The sequence below is a fragment of the Elongatibacter sediminis genome (genome assembly GCF_037892215.1).
In the GTDB taxonomy this organism is placed as follows: domain Bacteria; phylum Pseudomonadota; class Gammaproteobacteria; order Xanthomonadales; family SZUA-36; genus Elongatibacter; species Elongatibacter sediminis.
The window spans coordinates 275,184-297,519 of the sequence record NZ_JAZHOG010000002.1; the positions used below are offsets into that span (position 1 = coordinate 275,184).

At 63.0% G+C, this 22,336-nt stretch carries 12 protein-coding genes; 10 read left to right on the plus strand and 2 right to left on the minus strand.

What is annotated here, in order from left to right:
- Window positions 1–22 precede the first annotated feature (22 nt).
- The 10 genes from V3330_RS03960 to V3330_RS04005 all read left to right on the plus strand — a co-directional run bounded on the left by V3330_RS03960 (window position 23) and on the right by V3330_RS04005 (window position 17,419).
- Complete coding sequence (locus V3330_RS03960; RefSeq protein ID WP_354694096.1) at window positions 23–622, plus strand: RidA family protein; 600 nt, start codon at window positions 23–25, stop codon at window positions 620–622.
- A 10-nt stretch (window positions 623–632) separates the two neighbouring features.
- On the plus strand, window positions 633–989 hold the full coding sequence (locus V3330_RS03965) for a cupin domain-containing protein (protein WP_354694097.1): 357 nt from the start codon (window positions 633–635) through the stop codon (window positions 987–989).
- Between the two features lie 3 nt (window positions 990–992).
- Complete coding sequence (gene modB, locus V3330_RS03970; protein ID WP_435791326.1) at window positions 993–1,679, plus strand: molybdate ABC transporter permease subunit; 687 nt, start codon at window positions 993–995, stop codon at window positions 1,677–1,679.
- Window positions 1,676–2,743 (plus strand): molybdenum ABC transporter ATP-binding protein, encoded by a 1,068-nt coding sequence (gene modC / locus V3330_RS03975; RefSeq protein WP_354694098.1) that lies wholly within the window; start codon window positions 1,676–1,678, stop codon window positions 2,741–2,743. The genes modB and modC overlap by 4 nt, the downstream gene beginning before the upstream one ends.
- Before the next feature lie 89 nt (window positions 2,744–2,832).
- A complete protein-coding gene (gene sugE, locus V3330_RS03980; protein WP_354694099.1) occupies window positions 2,833–3,162 on the plus strand; it encodes a quaternary ammonium compound efflux SMR transporter SugE in 330 nt (109 codons plus the stop codon).
- A gap of 36 nt (window positions 3,163–3,198) precedes the next feature.
- On the plus strand, window positions 3,199–3,585 hold the full coding sequence (locus V3330_RS03985) for a hypothetical protein (RefSeq protein WP_354694100.1): 387 nt from the start codon (window positions 3,199–3,201) through the stop codon (window positions 3,583–3,585).
- A 30-nt stretch (window positions 3,586–3,615) separates the two neighbouring features.
- On the plus strand, window positions 3,616–3,966 hold the full coding sequence (locus V3330_RS03990; RefSeq protein ID WP_354694101.1) for a hypothetical protein: 351 nt from the start codon (window positions 3,616–3,618) through the stop codon (window positions 3,964–3,966).
- Between the two features lie 11 nt (window positions 3,967–3,977).
- On the plus strand, window positions 3,978–4,571 hold the full coding sequence (locus V3330_RS03995; RefSeq protein WP_354694102.1) for a DUF502 domain-containing protein: 594 nt from the start codon (window positions 3,978–3,980) through the stop codon (window positions 4,569–4,571).
- A gap of 52 nt (window positions 4,572–4,623) precedes the next feature.
- A complete protein-coding gene (locus V3330_RS04000; RefSeq protein ID WP_354694103.1) occupies window positions 4,624–7,968 on the plus strand; it encodes an error-prone DNA polymerase in 3,345 nt (1,114 codons plus the stop codon).
- 187 nt (window positions 7,969–8,155) lie between these two features.
- Entirely contained in the window at window positions 8,156–17,419 is a 9,264-nt protein-coding gene (locus tag V3330_RS04005) for an Ig-like domain-containing protein (protein WP_354694104.1), read from the plus strand.
- A 118-nt stretch (window positions 17,420–17,537) separates the two neighbouring features.
- Here V3330_RS04005 and V3330_RS04010 read toward each other — a convergent pair whose 3' ends face one another.
- Together V3330_RS04010 and V3330_RS04015 are read right to left on the minus strand one after the other, a co-directional pair.
- Window positions 17,538–21,062, minus strand: coding sequence for a CARDB domain-containing protein (locus V3330_RS04010; RefSeq protein WP_354694105.1), 3,525 nt, complete (start codon window positions 21,060–21,062; stop codon window positions 17,538–17,540).
- Between the two features lie 64 nt (window positions 21,063–21,126).
- A complete protein-coding gene (locus V3330_RS04015) occupies window positions 21,127–22,302 on the minus strand; it encodes a CARDB domain-containing protein (RefSeq protein WP_354694106.1) in 1,176 nt (391 codons plus the stop codon).
- Window positions 22,303–22,336 lie beyond the last annotated feature (34 nt).

The window sequence follows — 22,336 nt, forward strand, 5'->3', positions numbered from 1 at the left end:
CCGATAATCAGGGAGAGACACCATGCAGAATATATTTTCCCGCACCACGGGCACGACAACTTTACCGACAGCGCGATGGACCCGCGGACTCCTGCTGGCAGCGGTGCTGCTGATCACCTATCCCGCCGGGACGGTCGGCGCCGACGGAACCGGATCGGCGGGAAGCGCCGAGGCCCGGATCAAGGAACTGGGCATCCAACTCCCGGAGGTTCCACCACCGGTGGCGAACTACGTGAATGCGGTGCGTACCGGCAATCTGGTATTCCTCGCGGGCAAGGGCCCCAACAAACCCGGTGGGGGTTACGTCACCGGCAAACTTGGAGTGGACCTGACCGTGGAACAGGGCTACGAGGCCGCGAGGCTGACCGGCATCGTCCAACTGGCCGCGCTGCGCGCCGAACTCGGCAGCCTCGACCGGGTTACCCGCATCGTCAAGGTCACCGGCATGGTCAACGCTTCGCCCGATTTCAGTGATCAACCCGAGGTCATCAACGGGTTCTCTGACCTGATGGTCGACGTGTTCGGCGAGCGCGGCAAGCACGCACGAGCCGCCGTCGGCATGGGTTCGCTGCCGCGCAACATCGCGGTCGAGATCGAAATGATCGTCGAAGTGGCGGACTAGGCCCGGTTTGATGGCAGGCCATTACCCGGACCGTATCCGCACGCTCGAAGACTACGACGGCCGCTTCGACGCGTACCGCCTGCGCGCCCAGGGCGCGGACGTGCTGTTCGCGTCCTACCCCGCCGGTACGGTGATCGAACCGCACACTCACGATACCGACAACCACGGGATCATCATTCGCGGTGAACTCATACTGATCCAGGACGGCACCGAACGACGCTACGCCACCGGAGACTGGTATCACGTTCCCGCCGGGGTGGAGCACGCCGCCCGGTTCGAGCAGGAAACCGACGAAATCGAGATCTGGTTCAGTGCCGGACCGGCAACGCAAAGCCCGCCGGACGGATCCGGCCGGAAGGATGGCTGACGGATGCCGATGCTGACCACCGAGGACTTCCAGGCGCTGTCGATTACCCTGCGGCTGGCTTTCATCAGCACGGTAATCCTGTTGATCCTGGGTACGCCGCTGGCGTGGTGGCTGGCCCGCAGCCGCTGGAAACTGAAATTCGCGATCGAGGCGCTGATCGCGCTGCCACTGGTATTGCCGCCGACGGTGCTGGGCTTTTATCTGCTGCTGGCACTGGGGCCGAATGGCCCCCTGGGCAGCCTGTCTCAATCGCTGGGCGGCGGTTCGCTGGCCTTCACCTTCACCGGACTGGTCATCGGTTCGGTGATCTACTCACTGCCCTTCGTGGTGCAGCCCCTGCAGGATGCTTTCGCCTCGGTGGGCCGCCGCCCGCTGGAAGTCGCGGCGACCCTGCGCGCGTCGCCGCTTGACCGGTTTTTTACCGTCGCGGTGCCGATGGCCCGGCGCGGGTTTTTCACGGCCGCCGTGCTGGCCTTTGCGCATACGGTGGGTGAATTCGGAGTGGTGCTGATGATCGGCGGCAACATTCCCGGCCAGACCCGGGTCGCGTCCATCGCCATATACGACCACGTCGAGCGACTGGCATACGGCCAGGCTCATGTCCTGTCCGCCGTGTTGCTGGCGCTGTCGTTCCTGCTGTTGATCGCGGTGTACGCTAACACCCGGCGCCCGCGCCTGTTGCAGTCATGAGCATCCGGGCCCGGTTTCGCGCCCGGCGCGGTGACTTCGCACTCGATATCGACCTGGAAATCCCGGCCCGGGGAGTCACCTCGGTATTCGGGCCTTCCGGTTGCGGCAAAACCACCCTGCTCCGCGCCATGGCGGGGCTGGACCGGCATCCCGGCGGTCTGCTGGAGTTCGGTGAGACCCTGTGGCAATCCGGCGAGGTCTTCGTGCCGCCGCATCAACGTGCCGTGGGCTATGTCTTCCAGGAAGCCAGCCTGTTCGAGCACCTCGACGTTCGGCGCAACATCGAGTTCGCGCTGCGCCGGGTTCCGGCCGCCGATCGCAGCCTTGACCTGGAGCGTGCGGTCGAACTGCTGGACATCGCCGCGCTACTGCGCCGGCGGCCACCGACCCTTTCGGGTGGTGAACGACAGCGAGTCGCCATTGCCCGCGCCCTGGCTTCGAGCCCGCGGTTGCTGTTGCTGGATGAACCTCTCGCGGCGCTGGACCGTCACCGCCGCCGGGAGATACTGCCCTGCCTGGAACGGCTGCATGCCGAGCTCGACATTCCGGTCGTCCATGTCAGTCACCAACCGGACGAGGTCGCACGCCTGGCGTCACACCTGGTCCTGATGGACTCTGGCCAGGCAGTCGCATCCGGACCGCTGACCGAGCTGATGACCCGTCTGGACCTGCCACTGGCTCACGACCCGGAAGCCGCCGCGGTGCTCGAGGCCACTGTCAGTCATCTCGACCCCGAATACCGCCTGACCAGCCTCGATTCTGCCGCCGGACGCCTCACCGTACTGGAAAGCCAACTCGAGACCGGCGATCGCGTGCGGGTGCAGATCCATGCCCGCGACGTAAGCCTGGCGCTGGATCCGCATCCGGGAAGCAGTATCCTGAACGTTCTGCCGGCCCGGGTGGACAGCATCGTCGAAGAAGGGCCGGCGCTGGTCACCGTGCGACTGCTGGCCGGCGAGGCGCCCCTGCTGTCCCGCATCACCCGCAAGTCGGCCGACATACTGGAACTGGCACCCGGCAAGCCGGTTTATGCCCAGGTCAAGAGCGTGGCTCTTCTGAACTGACCCGATGTGGTCGCACCATATGCCGGCCCGCGCTGGCATCGCAACCGGGCCATTGCTATCGTGACCGGAAAACACCAGGAGTCAATTGCATGATCGCAATCAACCAGCCGTGGCTGATCCTGTTCGTGGCCGGCCTGTTTGAAGTCGGTTGGGCAATTGGATTGAAATTCACCGACGGGTTCACACGCCTGTGGCCGACAGCGGGAACCCTGCTGTCCATGCTGGCCAGCGTCTGGCTGCTCGCCATCGCAATGAAAACATTGCCGGTCGGCACCGCTTATGCGGTCTGGGTGGGAATCGGCGCGGTCGGCACGGTAGCATTCGGAATCTGGTTGTTCGGTGAACCGGCCTCGGTAATGCGGTTGGCCAGTATCGCCCTGATCCTCGCCGGCATCACCGGCTTGAAGCTGGCCCACTGAAACTGCGGGGACACTCGTCGAATCGGAGCACACTTCATGATCCAATCCGTCGCACTGACCATCGTACTGGTTTTCGGCATCCTCATCGCCGCAGTGTGTATCTACGGTGTTTTCGCACCTGCCAGGCTGATGGACTTCGTGTTGCGGGTGTGGAACCAGCCTGGCGGCCTCATGACCGCGGTTCTGGTGCGGGTGCTGTTGGGTCTGAATCTGATCGCCGCGTCCGGTGTTTCAAACTTCCCCCTTGCCTTTCGCGTGCTCGGTTGCATCGCACTGGTGGCCGCGATCGTCATACTGCTGGGTGGACGGCAACTCGTTCAAAGGATGATCGACTGGGGGCTCAGCCGCCCGCAGGCCATACTGCGCGGCTGGTTGGCCGCGGGATTCGCGTTCGGCATTTTTCTCATCTGGGGCAGTGTTTGATCACGACCGAATCGGGAAGGAGGAGATCGCATGAAAATCACGGTACATCCGGGTCACTTCAAGAATCGGGCCCAGGCCTATGACGAAATCGAAATCGCGGCGCTGTACCCGGCCGATTTCAAAGTGCCACCGGTCGACAACGACAACCACTGGCATGAGTTTTCAAGCCAGATCTACATTCTCGAAGGCGAACTTCACATTACCGATGTCGACCAGGACAAGACCCTGGTGGCAGGGCCCGGCGCACGCGTCGATGTGCCGGCGCGGGTGGTGCACCAGGAGAAATCCGGACAGGGCTATACCGTTATCGCAGGCATGTCGGTTGATCCCGCTTCACTGGACGGGCCGACGGACCTGGATCCCAAACTACTTGAAAAATAACTCCTGAACCCATGAATGCACTGGGAAAACTGTTCCTGAAAGGCCTGGCCGTGGTCATTCCGGTCGCGCTGACGCTCGCCATCCTGTGGTGGCTGGCCAAGGGAGCGGAAGAGTTTCTGGGCGGCCTGCTCACACGCTTCCTGCCGGAAGGCTGGTACGTGCCCGGCATGGGCCTGGTCTCCGGCATCGCCCTGACGCTGCTGATCGGCCTGCTTTCCCACATCCTGGTGTTCCAGAGAATTTTTGCCTGGGGTGAGGAGTTCCTGCACCGCCTGCCTCTGGTGAAAAGCATTTACTCGGCGATCAAGGATTTTATCGGCTATTTCAGCCCGGACTCCGGTCAGGCCATGCGAAAGGTCGTGCTGGTCAGGCTGCCCGGCCAGGCTTTCGAACAGATCGGCTTCGTCACCCGGGAGGACTTCGACAACCTCCCGTTCGACCTGACGGTAGACGACCCGGTAGCGGTCTATCTGCCCATGAGCTATCAAATCGGCGGTTACACGCTGTTTCTGCCGCGTTCGGCCCTGACCCCCGTCGATCTGTCCTTTGAAGAGGGCATGAGGCTGGTACTCACGGCCAGTGTGTCCCGGGACAAGCGCGGCTGAACTCACGGCCCAGCGCAGACGGCAGCGGTGATTTACTGTATATAATTACAGTATGTCGTTTGACTATGCCGAACTCGCCTGCGTCAGCAACTTCACCTTCCTCACGGGCGCCTCGCACCCGCAGGAACTGGTCGCGCGCGCGGCCGAACTGGGTTACGACGCGATCGCCCTCACCGATGAGTGCTCGCTGGCCGGCGTGGTCCGGGCCCTGGAAGAGCAGCAACGCTGCCATCAGCGAGGCCAGCACATCCGGCTGATTCCGGGCAGCCATTTCCGCCTGGAGCACGGTTCCCGTCTGATCCTGCTGCCCCGCGACCATGCCGGTTACACCCAGCTGTGCACCCTGATCACGCGCGGCCGGCGTCGTGCGCCCAAGGGCGAATACGAATTACCGGACCGCGCCTTCGAACATGGCCTGGATCACTGCCTGGCCGTGTGGCTGCCGGCCGATGACGCTGCCGACCGGACCAGCAGCAGGGACGTCCTGTCCGTCAGCGAAAACGACCGGCTGACCGCCCATTGGCTGGCCGCATTTTTTCCCCATCGCTGCTGGCTGGGAATCAGCCTGTGCTGCGGCGCGGACGACCGCATGCGCCTGACCCGGCTGCTCGCGCTGGCGGATTCGGCCGGCCTTCCGGCCACGGCCTGCGGCGATGTCCAGATGCACGAGCGTTCCCGGCGCATGCTGCACGACGTGATGGCCGCCATCCGCCATGGGTGCCCCGTCAATAATCTCGGTTACCGTGCCCTGCCCTCGGGCGAGCGCCACCTGCACCCGCGCACACGGTTGGCGGAACGCTTTCCGGCCGAACTGCTCGCCGAATCCGTCGCCATAGCCCGCCGCTGCACGTTCCGGCTGGAACAACTGCATTACCGCTATCCACGCGAAGTGGTCCCCGAAGGCAAAACCGCCACCCAGCACCTGCGCGAACTGACCGAGGCCGGTATCCAGGAGCGCTGGGGCACCAATACGACCGGGGCCGTTTCTGACCCGATAACGCCCGAACTCCGCGCCCAGATCGAAAAGGAACTGGCCCTGATCGCCGAACTCGGTTACGAGTCCTACTTTCTCACCGTCTACGATATCGTCCGCTTCGCCCGCAGCCGGGGCATTCTGTGTCAGGGCCGCGGCTCGGCAGCCAATTCGGCGGTGTGTTACTGCCTGGGCATCACCGAGGTCGACCCGGCCCGCATGAGCATGCTGTTCGAGCGTTTCATCTCACGGGAACGGGACGAGCCACCCGACATCGACGTGGATTTCGAACACGAGCGTCGCGAGGAGGTGATCCAGTACATCTACCGCAAGTATGGCCGCGAGCGGGCCGCGCTGGCCGCGACGGTCATCACCTACCGGCCGAAGAGCGCGATCCGCGACGTGGCCAAGGCGCTGGGCTTTTCACTCACCCAGGCCGATCTGCTGGCGCGCAACACCGCCTGGTGGGACAGCCCGGAGGCATTCACACAACGCATCGCCGAGCAGGGATTCCGCGACGACAACCTGAAGGTCCGTCAGCTCACCCACCTGGTGCAGACCCTGGTCGGCTTTCCGCGCCACCTGTCGCAGCATGTCGGTGGTTTCGTAATCTCCGAGGATCCGCTGGCGGCGCTGGTACCGGTGGAGAACGCCGCAATGGCCGATCGCACCGTGATCCAGTGGGACAAGGAAGACCTGGAAACCCTGGGCCTGCTCAAGGTCGACTGCCTGGCGCTGGGCATGCTGACCGCCATCCACCGCTGCCTGGACCTGATCGGAGATCAGAAACTTTGGGGTCAGAGTAAAGGGACAGAGTGCGCCACTCTGTCCCTTTACTCTGACCCCGGCCTTGCTGCAGACCCCGGCCTTGAATACCCCACCCTGGCCGACATCCCGGCCGAAGATCCGGAAACCTACGCGATGATCCAGCGCGGCGATACGGTCGGGGTGTTTCAGATCGAATCGAGGGCGCAGATGGCGATGCTGCCGCGGCTTAAACCGGCCTGCTTCTACGACCTGGTGATCGAGGTCGCCATCGTCCGGCCGGGGCCCATCCAGGGCAACATGGTGCACCCCTACCTGCAGCGCAGGCGTGGCCTGGAAGCGGTGCATTACCCGTCCGAGGCCCTGAAAACCGTGCTGGAGCGCACCCTGGGCGTGCCGATTTTCCAGGAACAGGTGATGCAAATCGCCATGGTGGCGGCCGGCTTCAGCGGCTCCGAGGCCGACGTGCTGCGTCGCTCGATGGCCGCCTGGGCCCGGCGCGGCGGCCTGGAACACGTACACGACCGCCTCGTCGGCGGCATGCTGGAACGGGGTTACAGCACCGAATTCGCCGAGCAGATATTCAACCAGATCAAGGGCTTCGGTGAATACGGATTCCCCGAATCCCACGCCGCCAGCTTCGCGCTGCTGGTCTACGTATCGGCCTGGCTGAAATGCCACCACCCGGCCGCCTTCACCTGCGCGTTGCTGAATTCCCAGCCGATGGGCTTCTACCAGCCCTCGCAACTGGTACAGGACGCCCAACGCCACGGCGTCACCGTGCTGCCGGCCGACGTGCGCTACAGCGACTGGGACTGCACGCTGGAAGGGGAAGCCCGGGGTCAGAGTAAAGGGGCAGAGTGGCGCACTCTGTCCCTTTACTCTGACCCCAAACTTCCCAAACTTCGCCTGGGTCTGCGGCAGATCAAGGGCATGCGCCAGGCGGCGGCGGAACGCATCACCGCCGCACGGGAGGAACGCGCGTTCCGGGACGTGCAGGACTTCACCAATCGCGCTGCCCTCGACCGCCACGACCTCGCGGTGCTGGCCGAAGCCGCCGCCTTGCGGGGGCTGGCAGGACACCGCCACCGGGCCCGCTGGGCCGTCGCCGCGGTGGAACAGGAACGGGGTCAGCAGAAGCGGGGTCAGAGTAAAGGGACAGAGTGGCGCACTCTGTCCCTTTACTCTGACCCCAAATTTTCGGCCCAGACCGAGAGCGACGTCAGCATCCGCCCGCCGTCCGAGGCGGACGACATCCGCGCCGACTTCGCCAGTACCGGGCTCACCCTGGGGCGGCACCCGGTGTCGCTGCTGCGCCCGGTACTGCGCCGGCGCCGGGCGCGCCCGGCGGCCGAACTGTGCGCCCTGCCCCACGGCAGCCGGGTGCGGGCCTGCGGCCTCATCACCATGCGCCAGCGGCCGGCCACCGCCAGCGGCACGATTTTCCTCACCCTGGAAGACGAGACCGGCTGCGTCAACGCCGTCATCTGGCCACGCCTGTTCGACAAGCAGCGTGCCGAAATCCTGGGCGCTTCCCTGCTGGCCGTCGACGGGGTCATGGAAACCGACGGGGACGTACATCACCTCATCGCCGACCGGGTCCACGACTTCAGCGACCTGGCCGCGGGGCTCACCACCCGCTCACGCGATTTCTGCTGAAACCCTGCCGCACATTCCGCTTGACCGCCCCGATCGCAACCGCCCAACCCCACCCACCTCGCTCCGCCATCGAGCAAATTGCATCCAGAGTAGCTACTAACGGCCTGATACCAATCCAGAAAATTTACGCTATAGTAAAAATTCGGGTGACACGCATCTGGCGCAAGCGCCTGACAACCGGGGGGTCATGTCCGCACGGACCCGCAATCCGAGCAACGGACGCTTCAGCAATTTTCTCCACCTGGCATGGATCCTGGCCATGACGACGGTGACCCCGGTCGCCGCCGCACCGCCCACGGCTGACCCGCAATCCGTCAGCACCGATGAAGACACCCCCAAGGCGATCACCCTGACCGGCAGCGATCCGGAAATGGACCCGCTGACCTACCACATCGTCGACAGCCCGGGCCAAGGCAACCTGTCGGGTTCTCCGCCCAACATCACCTATTCACCCAACCTGAATTTCAACGGCGCCGACAGTTTTACGTTTCGGGTCAACGACGGGACGGCGGACTCGGCACCGGCCACCGTCGACATTACCGTCAACCCGATTAACGACCCGCCCGTGGCCAACCCCCAGGCCGTCAGCGTCGACGAGGACACGCCGACCCCGATCACCCTGACCGCCAGCGACCCGGAGAACGACCCGCTGACCTGGGAGATCGTCGCCCTGCCACTGCACGGCAGCCTGTCCGGCACGGCACCCAATCTCACCTATACTCCCGACCCCGGATACCCGGAACCGGCGGCCCAGGGGATGGACAGCTTCAGCTTCCGTGTCAACGACGGAGAGTTCGATTCCAACGCCCGGTTCGTCGACATCACGGTCTTCGAGGTCAACGACCCGCCGACCGCGGATCCCAAATCGGAGACCACCGAAGAAGATGTGTCAGTCAGCATCATGCTGACCGGCAGCGATCCGGAAGGCGATACCCTGACGTTCGCCATCGACAGTCCGCCCACTCACGGCACCATTACGGGCACACCGCCCGGGATTACCTACGAGCCCGACACCTTCTACAACGGCGCCGACAGTTTTACCTATGTCGCAGACGATGGAGATGCCCTGTCGCCGCCGGCCACGGTCGATATCACGATCACTCCGATAAACGATGCGCCGTTCGCGGTTGACGACAACCTGACCCTGGTGCAGGGCGGGACCCAGACCGTGCTCAACGGAGGAGCCACGTCGCTACTGGATAACGATTCCGATATCGAAAACGACGCCATGGTGGTGACCACGACGCCGGTGACCTTTCCCGCCAATGGCAGCGTAACCCTGTTCGCCGACGGCACGTTCAGCTACACCCATGACAACTCACTGAACCTGGGCGATTATTTTGAATACGAGGTTTGCGATGACGGGACGCCTTCGGAGTGTAATGTCGCGGGTGTCAATGTTTTCATCGACCTCGGTCCCGACGGCGTCTGCACCATGCCGGACACCGCCATCCCCGACAATGATCCGGCAACCGGCGTGACGAGCCTGATCGACATCGCGGACTCTGGTGACCTGGCCAATGTGTCGGTTGCGCTGGAGATTCACCATACCTACGTCGGTGACCTGATCGTTACGCTGGAACACGACGGGGAAACCGTGAAGGTCCTGGATCGCCCCGGCAGACCGGACGTTCCCGCCGGTTGCAGCGGCAATGATATCGATGCGATCTTCGACGACGACGGCAGTGAAACCGCCCACGATTTCTGTCAGACGAACCCTTCCACACCCGTCCTGTCGGGCACACTGCTGCCCGTAGAACCGTTCGCGGCATTTCAAGGCATGGATGCGCTCGGCGCCTGGCATCTGAAGGTGACCGACAACGAAGGATTCGACACCGGGACCCTGTTCCGATGGTGCCTGATCCCGATCATCAACCCGCCCGGCAACACCGCGCCCACAGCCAACAGTCAGTCGCTCGTGACCGACGAAGAGCAAGCGCTCGCCATTACCCTGTCGGGAACCGATCCCCAGTCCGACCCACTGACGTATCGCATTCAGAGCGAACCCTTGAACGGCAGTCTCAGCGGCTCCGCCCCGAACGTGACCTACACGCCGGACACCAACTACTTCGGCCCCGACAGCTTCACGTTCACGGTCAAGGATGGCTTTCTGACCTCCACCGAGGCCACGGTTTCCATCAACGTGAACAATGTCAACGATGAACCTTTGCCGCTGGCAGACCGCATCACCGTTGCCAAGAACGGCATTGCGACCACTCTGGAAGGCGGCTCTTCGACGCTGCTCGACAATGACACCGATCCCGAGGGCAATGCCCTGAGCGTCAACACGACTCCGGTGACGGCGCCCGCTCACGGCAGTCTGACGCTGAACGGGAACGGGACGTTCAGCTACGACCACAACGACAGTCTGACGCCGACGGACTTCTTCATTTACCGCGTATGCGACAACGGCACCCCCACCGAGTGCGCGGATGCGCGGGTGGACATCTGGATCGACCTGAGTTCCAGCCCCCAGTGCAGTGCGCCACAAATAGCCATTCCTGACCCGGATTCGTCACAACTGGGTGTGAGCGATGTGCTGAACCTGATCGGCCCGGGTGGTCTGTCGGACCTCAATGTTCTCGTCGATATCGAACACGAGCAGGTCGCGGACCTGCTGGTCGAGTTGCACTCCCCGGACGGTAAGAGTGTCACCCTACTCGATCGCCCCGGAACGTCCGATCCGTTGCTGGTAACCGGGTGTGAAGGCGAAAACGTTGTGGCGACCTTCGACGACGCGGCAGGCGGCACCGCGGAGTCGACCTGCCACCCGCAGCCGCCTGCGATTTCGGGAACCGTCAAACCGTTCGATCTGCTCAGCAACATGAACGGCAGCGGTCAGGCGGGGGACTGGTCCTTGCAGGCCATTGACGCATCACCGTTTTTGACCGGCACATTTCGCCAGTGGTGCCTGTTCGTTTCCCTGGCGGCGAACACGCCCCCGACCGCCGATCCACAAACGGTAAACGCAACCGAGGACATGTCGATTGGCGTTACGCTGACCGGCAGCGATGTGGATGGCGATTCGATCACCTTTGATCTCGTCAGCCAGCCTGATTTCGGCACCTTGAGCGGCACAGCCCCGAACCTCACCTACACGCCGAATGCGGATTTCTTCGGCACCGACAGCTTCACCTTCCGGACCAACGACGGCCTGGTGAATTCGACGAATGCGACGGTGACGATCGAAGTCGCCAATGTCAACGACCCGCCAAACGCCATCGGGCAGTCCGTGAGTGGTGACGAGGACACTCCGATCCCGATGACCTTGTCCGGGACCGATGCGGATGGCGACTCCCTGACATTTTCGATCACTCAGCAACCCGCGAACGGGTCACTTTCGGGTTCCGGGCCCAACCGAACCTATTCGCCCGATCCGAATTTCAATGGTCCCGACAGCTTCACTTTCCTGGTGAACGACGGGACCGTCAATTCGAGCGCTGCGACGGTAAACATTACCGTCTTTCCGGTCAACGACCCGCCCGACGCCCTGGACGGGCAATGGAACGTGGACGAGGATGATTCGGTCGCCATTACGCTGTTCGGCTTCGACCGCGAAACCGACCCGCTGGTGTATTCAATCGTCACCCAGCCGGCCAACGGCAGTCTCAGCGGAACTCCGCCGTTCGTGACGTATACCCCCGACACCAATTTCGCCGGCAACGATTCGTTCACGTTCAAAGTCAATGATGGACTGGCCGACTCCACACCCGGCACCATCTCGGTCAGCGTCGCACCGATCAATGACGCGCCCAATACCGGAGCGGACAGCCTGACCGTATTCAAAGGCATGTCGACCACCATGCTGGACGGTGGTGCCTTAACGCTGCTGGACAACGACAGCGATGTGGAAGGCGACAACATGACGGTTTCCGCCACGCCCGTCCTGGCACCCGAGCACGGAACCGTCTTCCTGAACGGGGATGGCTCGTTCAGCTACGCCCACGACAACAGTTTCAGCGCCACTGACAGCTTCCTTTATGAAGTCTGCGACGATGGGACGCCGGCGCAGTGTTCCGTGGCCGAGGTCTCGGTATATGTCGTGCTCGACGACAGTGAGTTCTGCGCGACACCACTGCTCGACATTCCCGACAATGACATCGTAACCGGCATTTCGGACACCATTACACTGAGCAACATGGCTGGGGTCCAAGACCTCAATGTCTTCCTGCATCTGACCCACGACTTCGTCGGCCAGTTATCCGCCACCATCAGCCATGACGGCACCCTGGTCCAGCTTCTGGACCGCCCGGGTGCGCCGGCGCTCGGCGCTTCCGGCTGCCCGTCACCCGACGTCGAAGCGACATTCGACGATGAAGCCGTTTTGCCGGCCGAGGACGAATGCGCGTTCGAAAGCCCCGCGATCGCCGGCCCGGTAACGCCCGTGCAGGTGTTGTCCGCGTTTGATGCGTCCTCCGTGAGCGGGGACTGGGTGATTACGGTTACCGACGCCGAGGCCGGTACCGTGGGCCTGCTCGAACAATGGTGCGTGATTCCCGTGGCAGCGACCAACACCGCGCCCACCGCGAATCCGCAATCCGTCGTCACGGACGAAGACGTCGCCAAAGCCATTACGCTGACCGGCAACGACGTGGACGGCGACAACCTGACCTTCCTGATCGAAACCCCGCCGACGCAGGGTGCGTTGACCGGCAACCCTCCCAATGTGATCTATACGCCCAACCTGAACTTCAATGGCACGGACAGCTTCACCTTCCGGGCGAACGACGGCAGTCTGAACTCGACCGCAGAGACAGTGGACATCACGATCAACCCGGTCAACGACCCCCCGACGGCCGATGATCAGTCGGTTTCCGCAACCGAAGATACACCAGAGCCCATCACCCTGACCGGCAACGATGTCGAAGGCGATCCCCTGACCTTCGCCGTCCAGTCCGGTCCGGCCAATGGCTCGCTCAGCGGCACACCACCCAACGTCACGTATACGCCGGATCTGGATTTCTCGGGCCCGGATTCCTTTACCTTCGTTTCCAACGACGGGACCGCCGACTCTGGCACCGCCACGGTCAGCATTACCGTCAACCCGGCGAACGATCCGCCGGTCGCCAATCCGCAGAGTGTGAGCACGAATGAAGATACCGCGCTACCCATTGTGCTCACCGGCAGCGACATCGATGGAGACAGCCTGACGTTCATGGTGCTGACGCAGCCATCCAACGGTGCGCTGAGCGGGACGCCGCCCAATGTCGACTACACCCCGAACGCCAACTTCAACGGCGGCGACAGCTTTACCTTCAAGGCCAGCGACACCTCGTCGGATTCGAATCCCGCCACCGTCACCATCACGGTTGACCCGGTCAACGATCCGCCCGTCGCGAACTCACAGTCGGTATCGGCACTCGAAGACACGCCGAAACCCATCACCCTGACCGGCAGCGACATCGACGGTGACCCGTTGACTTTCGCCGTCGCGACCAGTCCCGCCAATGGAACCTTGACCGGGACACCGCCGAATCTGACGTATACACCGGACCCGGACTACACGGGTCCGGACAGCTTCACCTTCACCGCGAACGACGGAACCGTCGACTCGACGGCAGCCCTGGTGACCATCACGGTGAATCCGGCCAATGACCCGCCGACGGCCAATAGCGATCTCGTCGTGACGGACGAGGACATCGCCAAACCCGTTACCCTCACCGGCAGCGATCCGGATGGCGATCCACTGACGTTCAGCATCGCGACGAATCCCTCCAACGGCACGCTGTCCGGGACACCGCCGTCGGTAACCTACACCCCGGACGCCGACTTCAACGGTGCCGACAGCTTCACCTTCGTCGCCAATGACGGGACGATCGATTCCAGCCCGGCCGCGGTGGACATCACCGTCAACCCGATCAACGATCCGCCGGTGGCCAATCCGCAGTCGGTCTCCACGCCGGAAGACACCCCCACCGGCATTACCCTGACCGCCAGCGACGTCGAGGGCAATCCACTGACCTACAGCATCGGCACCGGCCCGGCCCACGGCGGCCTCACCGGCACGCCGCCCAATCTCACCTACACGCCCGATGCCGACTACAACGGACCCGACAGCTTCACCTTCAGGGCCAACGACGGTGGAGCCGACTCCAATTTCGCCACCGTCAGTATCACCGTCAGCGCCGACAACGACCCGCCGGTGGCTGATCCGCAAAGCCTCAATACCGACGAGGACACCGCCCTGCCCATCACCCTCACCGGCAGCGACCTGGACGGCGACCCACTGAGCTTCGCCATCGTCACCCAGCCATCCAGCGGCGTTCTCAGCGGCACACCGCCCAACATCACCTACACGCCCAACCTGAACTTCAGTGGCGCCGACAGCTTCACCTTCAAGGCCAACGACGGCACCGAGGACTCACCGGCGGCCACGGTCGGCATTACCGTCAATCAGGTCAATGACGCCCCGGTGGCCAACAGCCAGTCGGTCTCCACCCCCGAGGACACCGCCCGGGCCATCACCCTGAGCGGCAGTGATGTCGATGGCGATCCGCTGACGTTCAGCGTCGATACCGGGCCGGCGAACGGCAGCCTGAGCGGCACCGCCCCCAACCTGACCTACACGCCGGATGCGGATTACAACGGCCCGGACAGCTTCACCTTCGTCACCAACGACGGCACCGTGGACTCGACGCCAGCCACCGTCACCATCACCGTCGGCGCGGTCAACGATCCGCCCACCGCGAATGCGCAAAGCGTCAATACCGACGAGGACATCGCCCTGCCCATCACCCTCACCGGCAGCGACCTGGACGGCGACCCACTGAGCTTCGCCATCGTCACCCAGCCATCCAGCGGCGTTCTCAGCGGCACACCGCCCAACATCACCTACACGCCCAACCTGAACTTCAGTGGCGCCGACAGCTTCACCTTCAAGGCCAACGACGGCACCGAGGACTCACCGGCGGCCACGGTCGGCATTACCGTCAATCAGGTCAATGACGCCCCGGTGGCCAACAGCCAGTCGGTCTCCACCCCCGAGGACACCGCCCGGGCCATCACCCTGAGCGGCAGTGATGTCGATGGCGATCCGCTGACGTTCAGCGTCGATACCGGGCCGGCGAACGGCAGCCTGAGCGGCACCGCCCCCAACCTGACCTACACGCCGGATGCGGATTACAACGGCCCGGACAGCTTCACCTTCGTCACCAACGATGGCACCGTGGACTCGACGCCGGCCACCGTCACCCTCACCGTCAGCGCCGCCAACGATCCTCCCGCCGCCAATGCGCAGGCCATCTCGACGCCCGAGGACACCGCCAGGGCCCTCACACTCAGCGGCAGCGATCCGGACGGCGATCCACTGTCGTTCGCCATCGAGTCCAACCCGTCAAACGGCAACCTCAGCGGGACACCACCGAACGTCACCTATACCCCGAATGCCAACTTCAACGGCGGCGACAGCTTCACCTTCAGCGCCAACGACGGCACCTTGGACTCCACACCGGCCACCGTCACCATCACGGTCGACCCGGTCAACGACCCGCCCGTGGCCGACCCGCAGTCCGTGTCCACCCCCGAGGACACGCCCCAGGCCATGACGCTGACCGGCAGTGACGTGGATGGCGACGCGCTGAGCTTCGCCATCGCCACGGGACCGGCCAACGGTTCACTCAGCGGCTCCGCGCCGAACGTGACCTACACACCGGACCTCGACTACACGGGACCCGACAGATTTACCTTTACCGCGAACGACGGCGCCGTCGACTCGGCCGCTGCCACCGTGAACATCACCGTCGGCGCGGTCAACGATCCCCCCACCGCGAATGCGCAGAGCGTCGGCACCGACGAGGATACCCCCCTGCCCATCACGCTCACCGGCAGCGATCCGGACGGCGACCCCCTGACCTTCACGGTGTTGACCCAGCCGGCCGACGGGGTGCTCAGCGGCTCGCCGCCCAATGTGACCTATACACCCAACACCAACTTCAACGGTGCCGACAGCTTCACCTTCAAGGCCAACGACGGCACCGAGGACTCGTCCGCGGCGACCGTCAGCATCACCGTCAACCCGATCAACGATCCGCCGGTGGCCAATCCGCAGTCGGTCTCCACGCCGGAAGACACCCCCACCGGCATCACCCTGACCGCCAGCGACGTCGAAGGCAATCCGCTGACCTACAGCATCGGCACCGGCCCGACCCACGGCGGCCTCACCGGCACTCCGCCCAACCTCACCTACACGCCCGATGCCGACTACAACGGACCCGACAGCTTTACCTTCGGGGCCAACGACGGGCAGGCGGATTCCGATCAGGCAACGGTGACGATCGAGGTCGACGCCGTCAACGACCCCCCCAAGGCCGAGGATCAGAACGTCGTCACCGACGAAGACCAGGAGTTGCCGATCTCGTTGACCGCCGGCGACGCGGAGGGCGATGCGCTCACGTACAGCATCGTCACACCGCCGGCCAGTGGTGCCCTGAGCGGCACACCGCCGGGTGTGTTCTACCAGCCCAGCCTGAATTTCAACGGCGCCGACAGCTTCACTTTCAAGGCCAACGACGGCACCGAGGACTCAGCCCCTGCGACGATCGCCATCACCGTGAACCCGATCAACGACCCGCCGGCCGCCACGCCGCAGTCCGTCTCCACCCCGGAGAACACCCCCAGGGCCATCACCCTGAGCGGCAGTGATGTCGATGGCGACCCGCTGACGTTCAGCGTCAATACAGGCCCGGCGAACGGCAGCCTGAGCGGCACCGCCCCCAACCTGACCTATACGCCGGATACCGACTACGACGGCCCGGACAGCTTCACCTTCGTCACCAACGACGGCACCGTGGACTCGGCGCCGGCGACGGTGAGCATTACCGTCAGCGCCGGCAACAATGCGCCGGAAGCGACCTCCCAATCGGTTGATACCGATGAAGACACGCCACTGCCCATTACGCTTGCAGGCACCGACCCGGATGGCGATTCGCTGACTTTTGAAATCACTTCGCCGCCCAGCCACGGAGCACTCTCAGGCACGCCACCGAGTGTGACCTATACACCCGACCTAGATTACTTCGGCACCGACAGTTTCCAGTTCATCGCCAATGACGGACTGGAAGATTCCGTTCCGGCCATCGTGAGCATCACGGTGAACCCGATCAATGATGCGCCCGTTGCCGTCAACGAAAGCATCGACGTGGACAAGGGCGAAACGGCCACCACCCTGGTGGGCGGCGGCTCGAGCGTGCTGGATAACGACTCGGATATCGAGGGCCATACCCTCACGGTGAACACGACCCCGGTGGATCCGCCGAATCGGGGATCACTGCTGCTGAACGCCGACGGAAGCTTCAGCTACACGCACGACGACAGTGACAACTTCGCGGATTCGTTCCAGTACGAGGTCTGCGACAGCGGTACGCCGTCCGAATGCGATGTCGGCACCGTCATGATCACCGTCGATCCGGGCGATTCCGACACCATCAGCAAGGATGGATTCGAGACTCCGTAAGCAGTGCCAACCTGAAAGCGATCACGCCGGCCCCGGTGCGGAACGTTTGGGTCGAATATCCCGGACGCTTACGTGTTCGATTCGATTCCCGCTCTGAACGCAGCGGTCACCAGCCGGTTCACTCCGGGTTTGTGCCGCGATCCGACTGCGCGGCTGCGGCATCGAGTGCTTCGCAGGCCGCCACGCTGTCCAGGGCCAGCCGCTGGATGGGAACGATGCCCTGCTGCCCGATCGATTCGATATCGAACGTCACCGTTCCGTTCTCGCAATCGGCGAACTCCACGGTGATGGTGCCATCAGGCACCTGTACGGGGTTCGGCTCTGCCTGGTTGAACACACCACCAGTGGTCTTTTCGATATCCAGGACCGCCTGATTCCCGGAGTAGTCACCAAAGGCGGTCAGCCAGCGGTGCCCCGGCTCGCCCAGCTGCGCGGTCACCGACCCGGCCGGGCGGGCGGTTTCGTAGGTGAACCAGGAAAGGAACATCTTTCCGATCGCCGGGAACACATTGATGAAGAACCCCTGTCCACCGGTATCCGGATTGAACCAGGCGTCATTCAGTCCCTCGTTGATCCGGAAATCGGCAACCCCTTCGGGCCGGGACACTGCGGCGACCCGCGATTGCGGGGCCTGCTGGGCGGTTGACGCGGCAGCGATGAGTTCGTCGCACCAGCTGATGTTGTCGTCACCCAGACGCTGGATCGGCACCACGCCGGAAATGCCCACCGACGGAATGGCGAACGCGACGCTCCCTTCCCCGCAGGTAGCGAAGCGCAGCGTGATGGTTCCATCGAGCGTCTGCACCGGGCCAGGCTCCGCCGAGTTGAACACCCCGCCCGAAGTCTTTTCGATGTCCAGCGTCGCGACACCATCCTGAAAGTCCCCGAATGCGGTCAACCACCGGTGCCCGGGACCGCCGAGATTGGCCTGCACCGACGAATCAGGCCGTTCCAGGTCATAGGTAAACCACGCCAGGAATACCTTGCCGATGTCCGAGAAGACGTTGATGAAGAAACCCTGCCCGCCGGTAACCGCGTTGAACCAGGCGTCGTTGAGCCCCTGGTTGAACGGAATACCGGGGCCATCGGTGATCTCGATTTCAACACCGGCCGAGCAGTTGTTTCCGACATCGGTTTCCCCGATCACGGCATCCACACAGGCACCCACCCAGTAAAACCCCGGTTCGATCAGGGTGGTCGTGACCACCGTGTCGTCGAAGCTGCCGCCGCCCGCGATGCCCGGCACCTGCGAAGTACGGATATTCGAATCCCCGAGCGATATCACCGCGTCGGTGGAAATCAGGTAGCGCAACTCGGTCGGGGCAGCCGCATCGGGACCGGCATTGCGCACGGTCGTCGACAGGGACAGTACGTCTCCGAAATCAACCGTCAGCGGGTCGGGGGTCGGCGGGTCGACGCTGAGGTCGGTTTCAGCCGTGGAGGCGCAAGTCAGTTCCAGGTCGTACGCGAGCATGCGCGCTGGATTCGCCGTCGTCACCCAGGCCGTATACTGCCCGCCGTCCTGAATCCCGAACTCGACTCGGGAGGTCAGCATGTCGCCGGCATCGTCGTTTTCCGCCAGCACCTCTCCCATCGAATCGGTCAGATAGAGATAGCCATCCCCGTCAAACGCCACATCGATGGTTACCAGATCACCACCATTGGCGGCGAAGACATGGGACCTGGCCAGATAACCAGTGCCGCGGGGGCTGTCGTCACAATCCTGTGAATCGAGTTGCTGTGCGCTCAACTGTCCGCACTGGGTCGCAACGACGGCGCAGGCATTGGTGTTTTCATTGACCGTCAGGGGAACGGCCGCGGAACAGTTATTGGCCGTGTTTTCCTCGTTCGGTACCGCGTCCACGCACAGACCGACCCAGTAGTTTCCGGCGCCCAGTGGCGCCGCGACGTCCGCCTGCACGGCACTCAGACCTCCGCCTGCACCCAGCGCGCCCTGGGGTAGCGAAGCGAGAACCGTATCCGAAGCTTCGATGACGTCGTCACTGGAGAGCAGGAAATAAACGGTGGTCCCGGCACTGTCTCCCGGTCCCTGATTGCGGACGGTGGCGGAAAGGATCACGTTCTGTCCGGGCATCACCGAATCGGGGGCCACCGATGGCGAATCGATAACGAGATCGGCACCGGGCGCCTGGACGCAGGCCAGGGTCAGCTCGAAGTCCGGCTCCAGGGCCGTTTCTTCGGTCGTCGTCCAGATTGTCCAGGTTCCTGCGGCATTCAGTGTATTCTCGATGCGCGAACGCAGCACATTATCGTCATCGTTATCGTTTTCGGCCACCACGACCCCGGATGGATTGACGAGGTAGAGATAGCCATCCAGGGTCCACTCGGCGGTTATCGTCACCTGGTCGCCCGACGACCCTTCGAATGAATGCTTTTTCGCCAGAAAACCCGTGCCTCGCGGACTGTCGTCACAATCGCCGCTGGTCAGGCTGCTGGCCAGGGTCTCGCCACACTGGATCGGAAGATCCGTGCAGGCATTGGTGTTCTCACTGACGGTAACGGGAACCCCGCTGGAACAGTTGTTTCCGGTGATGAACTCCACCCCATCGGGATCCACACAGGCGCCAAACCAGTAGTTCCCGGGAGCTGGCTGTGGGGCGACGAAGATGCCGGTCTCCTGAGTCGCATTCGCAGCCAGCCCGTCGACATTGTCGATGCCCTGGAGCATGTCACTCGTGGTGATCGTGGAATCGCTGGAGAGATAGAATCGTATTTCGGTCGCCTGTGACGACGCGGTACCCTGATTGCGGACCCGCGCGAAAAGATCCGTGAATTCGCCTTCATTCCACGAATCCGGATTCGCACTGACTTCATCCACGACCAGATCCGGAAGATCGTCGTCCAGTATCTCGACCGGCGTGCCTGAAGAACAGTTGTTGCTTGTGGAAAACTCCTTGTCGACCACATCCGCACAGGCGCCTATCCAATAGCTTCCGGGCTCCGCGGTAATCGCGCTCTGGGTCTGGTTCAACCAGCGCTCACCACCTGCGATCGGCGGAATCGCAGCCGTCACGATGTCAATGTCACCGGAGGAAATCGTGGAATTCCCAGACAGTTTGTACCGCAGCGTCGAAGCCGACGATTCCTGTGTTCCCCGGTTGTCCACGGCTGATTCCAGAGAGACGGTCTGGCCGCTGGGAAACGTGTTCGATCCCACGGACACGGGCAACACGGCAAGGTCGATATCCGGAATGCTTATTTCCATGGCCGATGTGCAATCATTCAGCGGATTGACATCTTCCGGATCCTCATCAACGCAGGCCCCGACCCAGTACGTGCCGGGCGGTTTGACCACGGTACCGAAACCCTGAAGATTGGAGCCACTGCCCGGACCCAGTGACGAAATCACTTGTGAATCAATGACTTCATCCGTCGTGGAAATGGATGCGTCGGAAGAAAGATAGTATCGAAGCGTTGTGTCGGACGTGGCGACGGAACCGATATTGAAAACCTGGACATTGATGGTGATTTCTTCGCCCGAGGCCAGCACGATCGGAGAAACCACGCCAATCGTGACTTCACGGTCAGGCCCGGCTCCGGCGAGAACCAAGCCCGGCAATACGGCGAATGCCAGGATGGAAAGGCCACACCGAAGAGAGCGATTGTAGCGGTCTGTCGTCATAACCCCCGAACATTCCAGAGCCGAGCCACCACTGAAGTCTAGCAGTTGCCTGGAATTTCTGAGGTCAGTCGCTGAAATTGAACGGCAAGATTTCGACCTGTGGGCCGGTACCGCAATTGTTGTAACTGTCTATTTCATCGTCGACCGGAAGGACACATGCGATGAGCCAGTACAATCCCGGAACCGCGCCCGCATCCTGAAACAGATCGACCTCGGACCGTCGGCCGGGCTGTATGGCCTCTACCTCGACTTCCGCGAAAGGCAGGTCCGATGGATCAGGTTCCGAATGCTCGGAGAGATAAAACACGAGCCGGGTAGCCGTCGACCGCGCAGCGCCCGCATTGGCAACCTGAGCGTAGAAATCCACTTCGACGCCTTCATTCCAGGATTCGGGGCGCACCGCCACCCGATCGATCACCAGATCCGGAAATCGATCTTCGACGATGGCGAGCTGGTATCCAGCGGAGCAATTGTTGTCCACCGGAATCTCCCCGACGACCTCTCTGACGCATGCACCGACCCAATAGTCTCCGACACGACCGGTGACGGGTGTCGAAACCGGATGCGACCAGGACTCCCCCGGCTCCAGGCCGGGAACCGCATCCGTACCGAGCAGTGAGTCGCCGGACGTGATATCGGGGTTTCGCGACAGGTAGTAAAACAGTTTCCCCGGTGCCGAAGCGCCCTTCCCCTGATTGAGGACTTTAGCCCGGAAAATCACGGTGACTCCGGAAACGATACGCGCTGGCCGGGTTTCGACATGTGAAACGACGAGATCCATTCGCGAACCGCGGATTTCGACGCCACGCGAGCAGGAGCGGTAGAAGGCCGCATCAGCGACGACCGATTCGGTCGCATCCGGCCAGGTGCAAAGGAACAGCCATTGACTTCCGGGCGTGACGATCAGGGGCTGATGCCAATTGAAGCCGACGCCACCCTGAGGATCGAGTTCGGGCACGTTCCCCCGGTAAATGATCTGGTCGTCCCCGGTCACGCTCGCATCCTCGGATCGAACCACGTACCAATGGTGTTTACTGGATCTCGCGCTCCCGGAATTGCGAATCCAGCTTCGCAGGTTCGCTTCCCCGCCTTCGAGAACATGGACCTCGTTGAGCAGCTCGAGCTCGGCGCTCAGCTTCGTTGCTTCCGGGTTTTCCAAGGCCATGGCGACAGGCTGGCCTGCGAAGAGCGCCATGATGAGTGCGGCACCGGGCCCCACCAGCTCCTTTCCGTTTGCCATGGAAGCCTCCCAGCACGGAAACGATTTGCCAGCA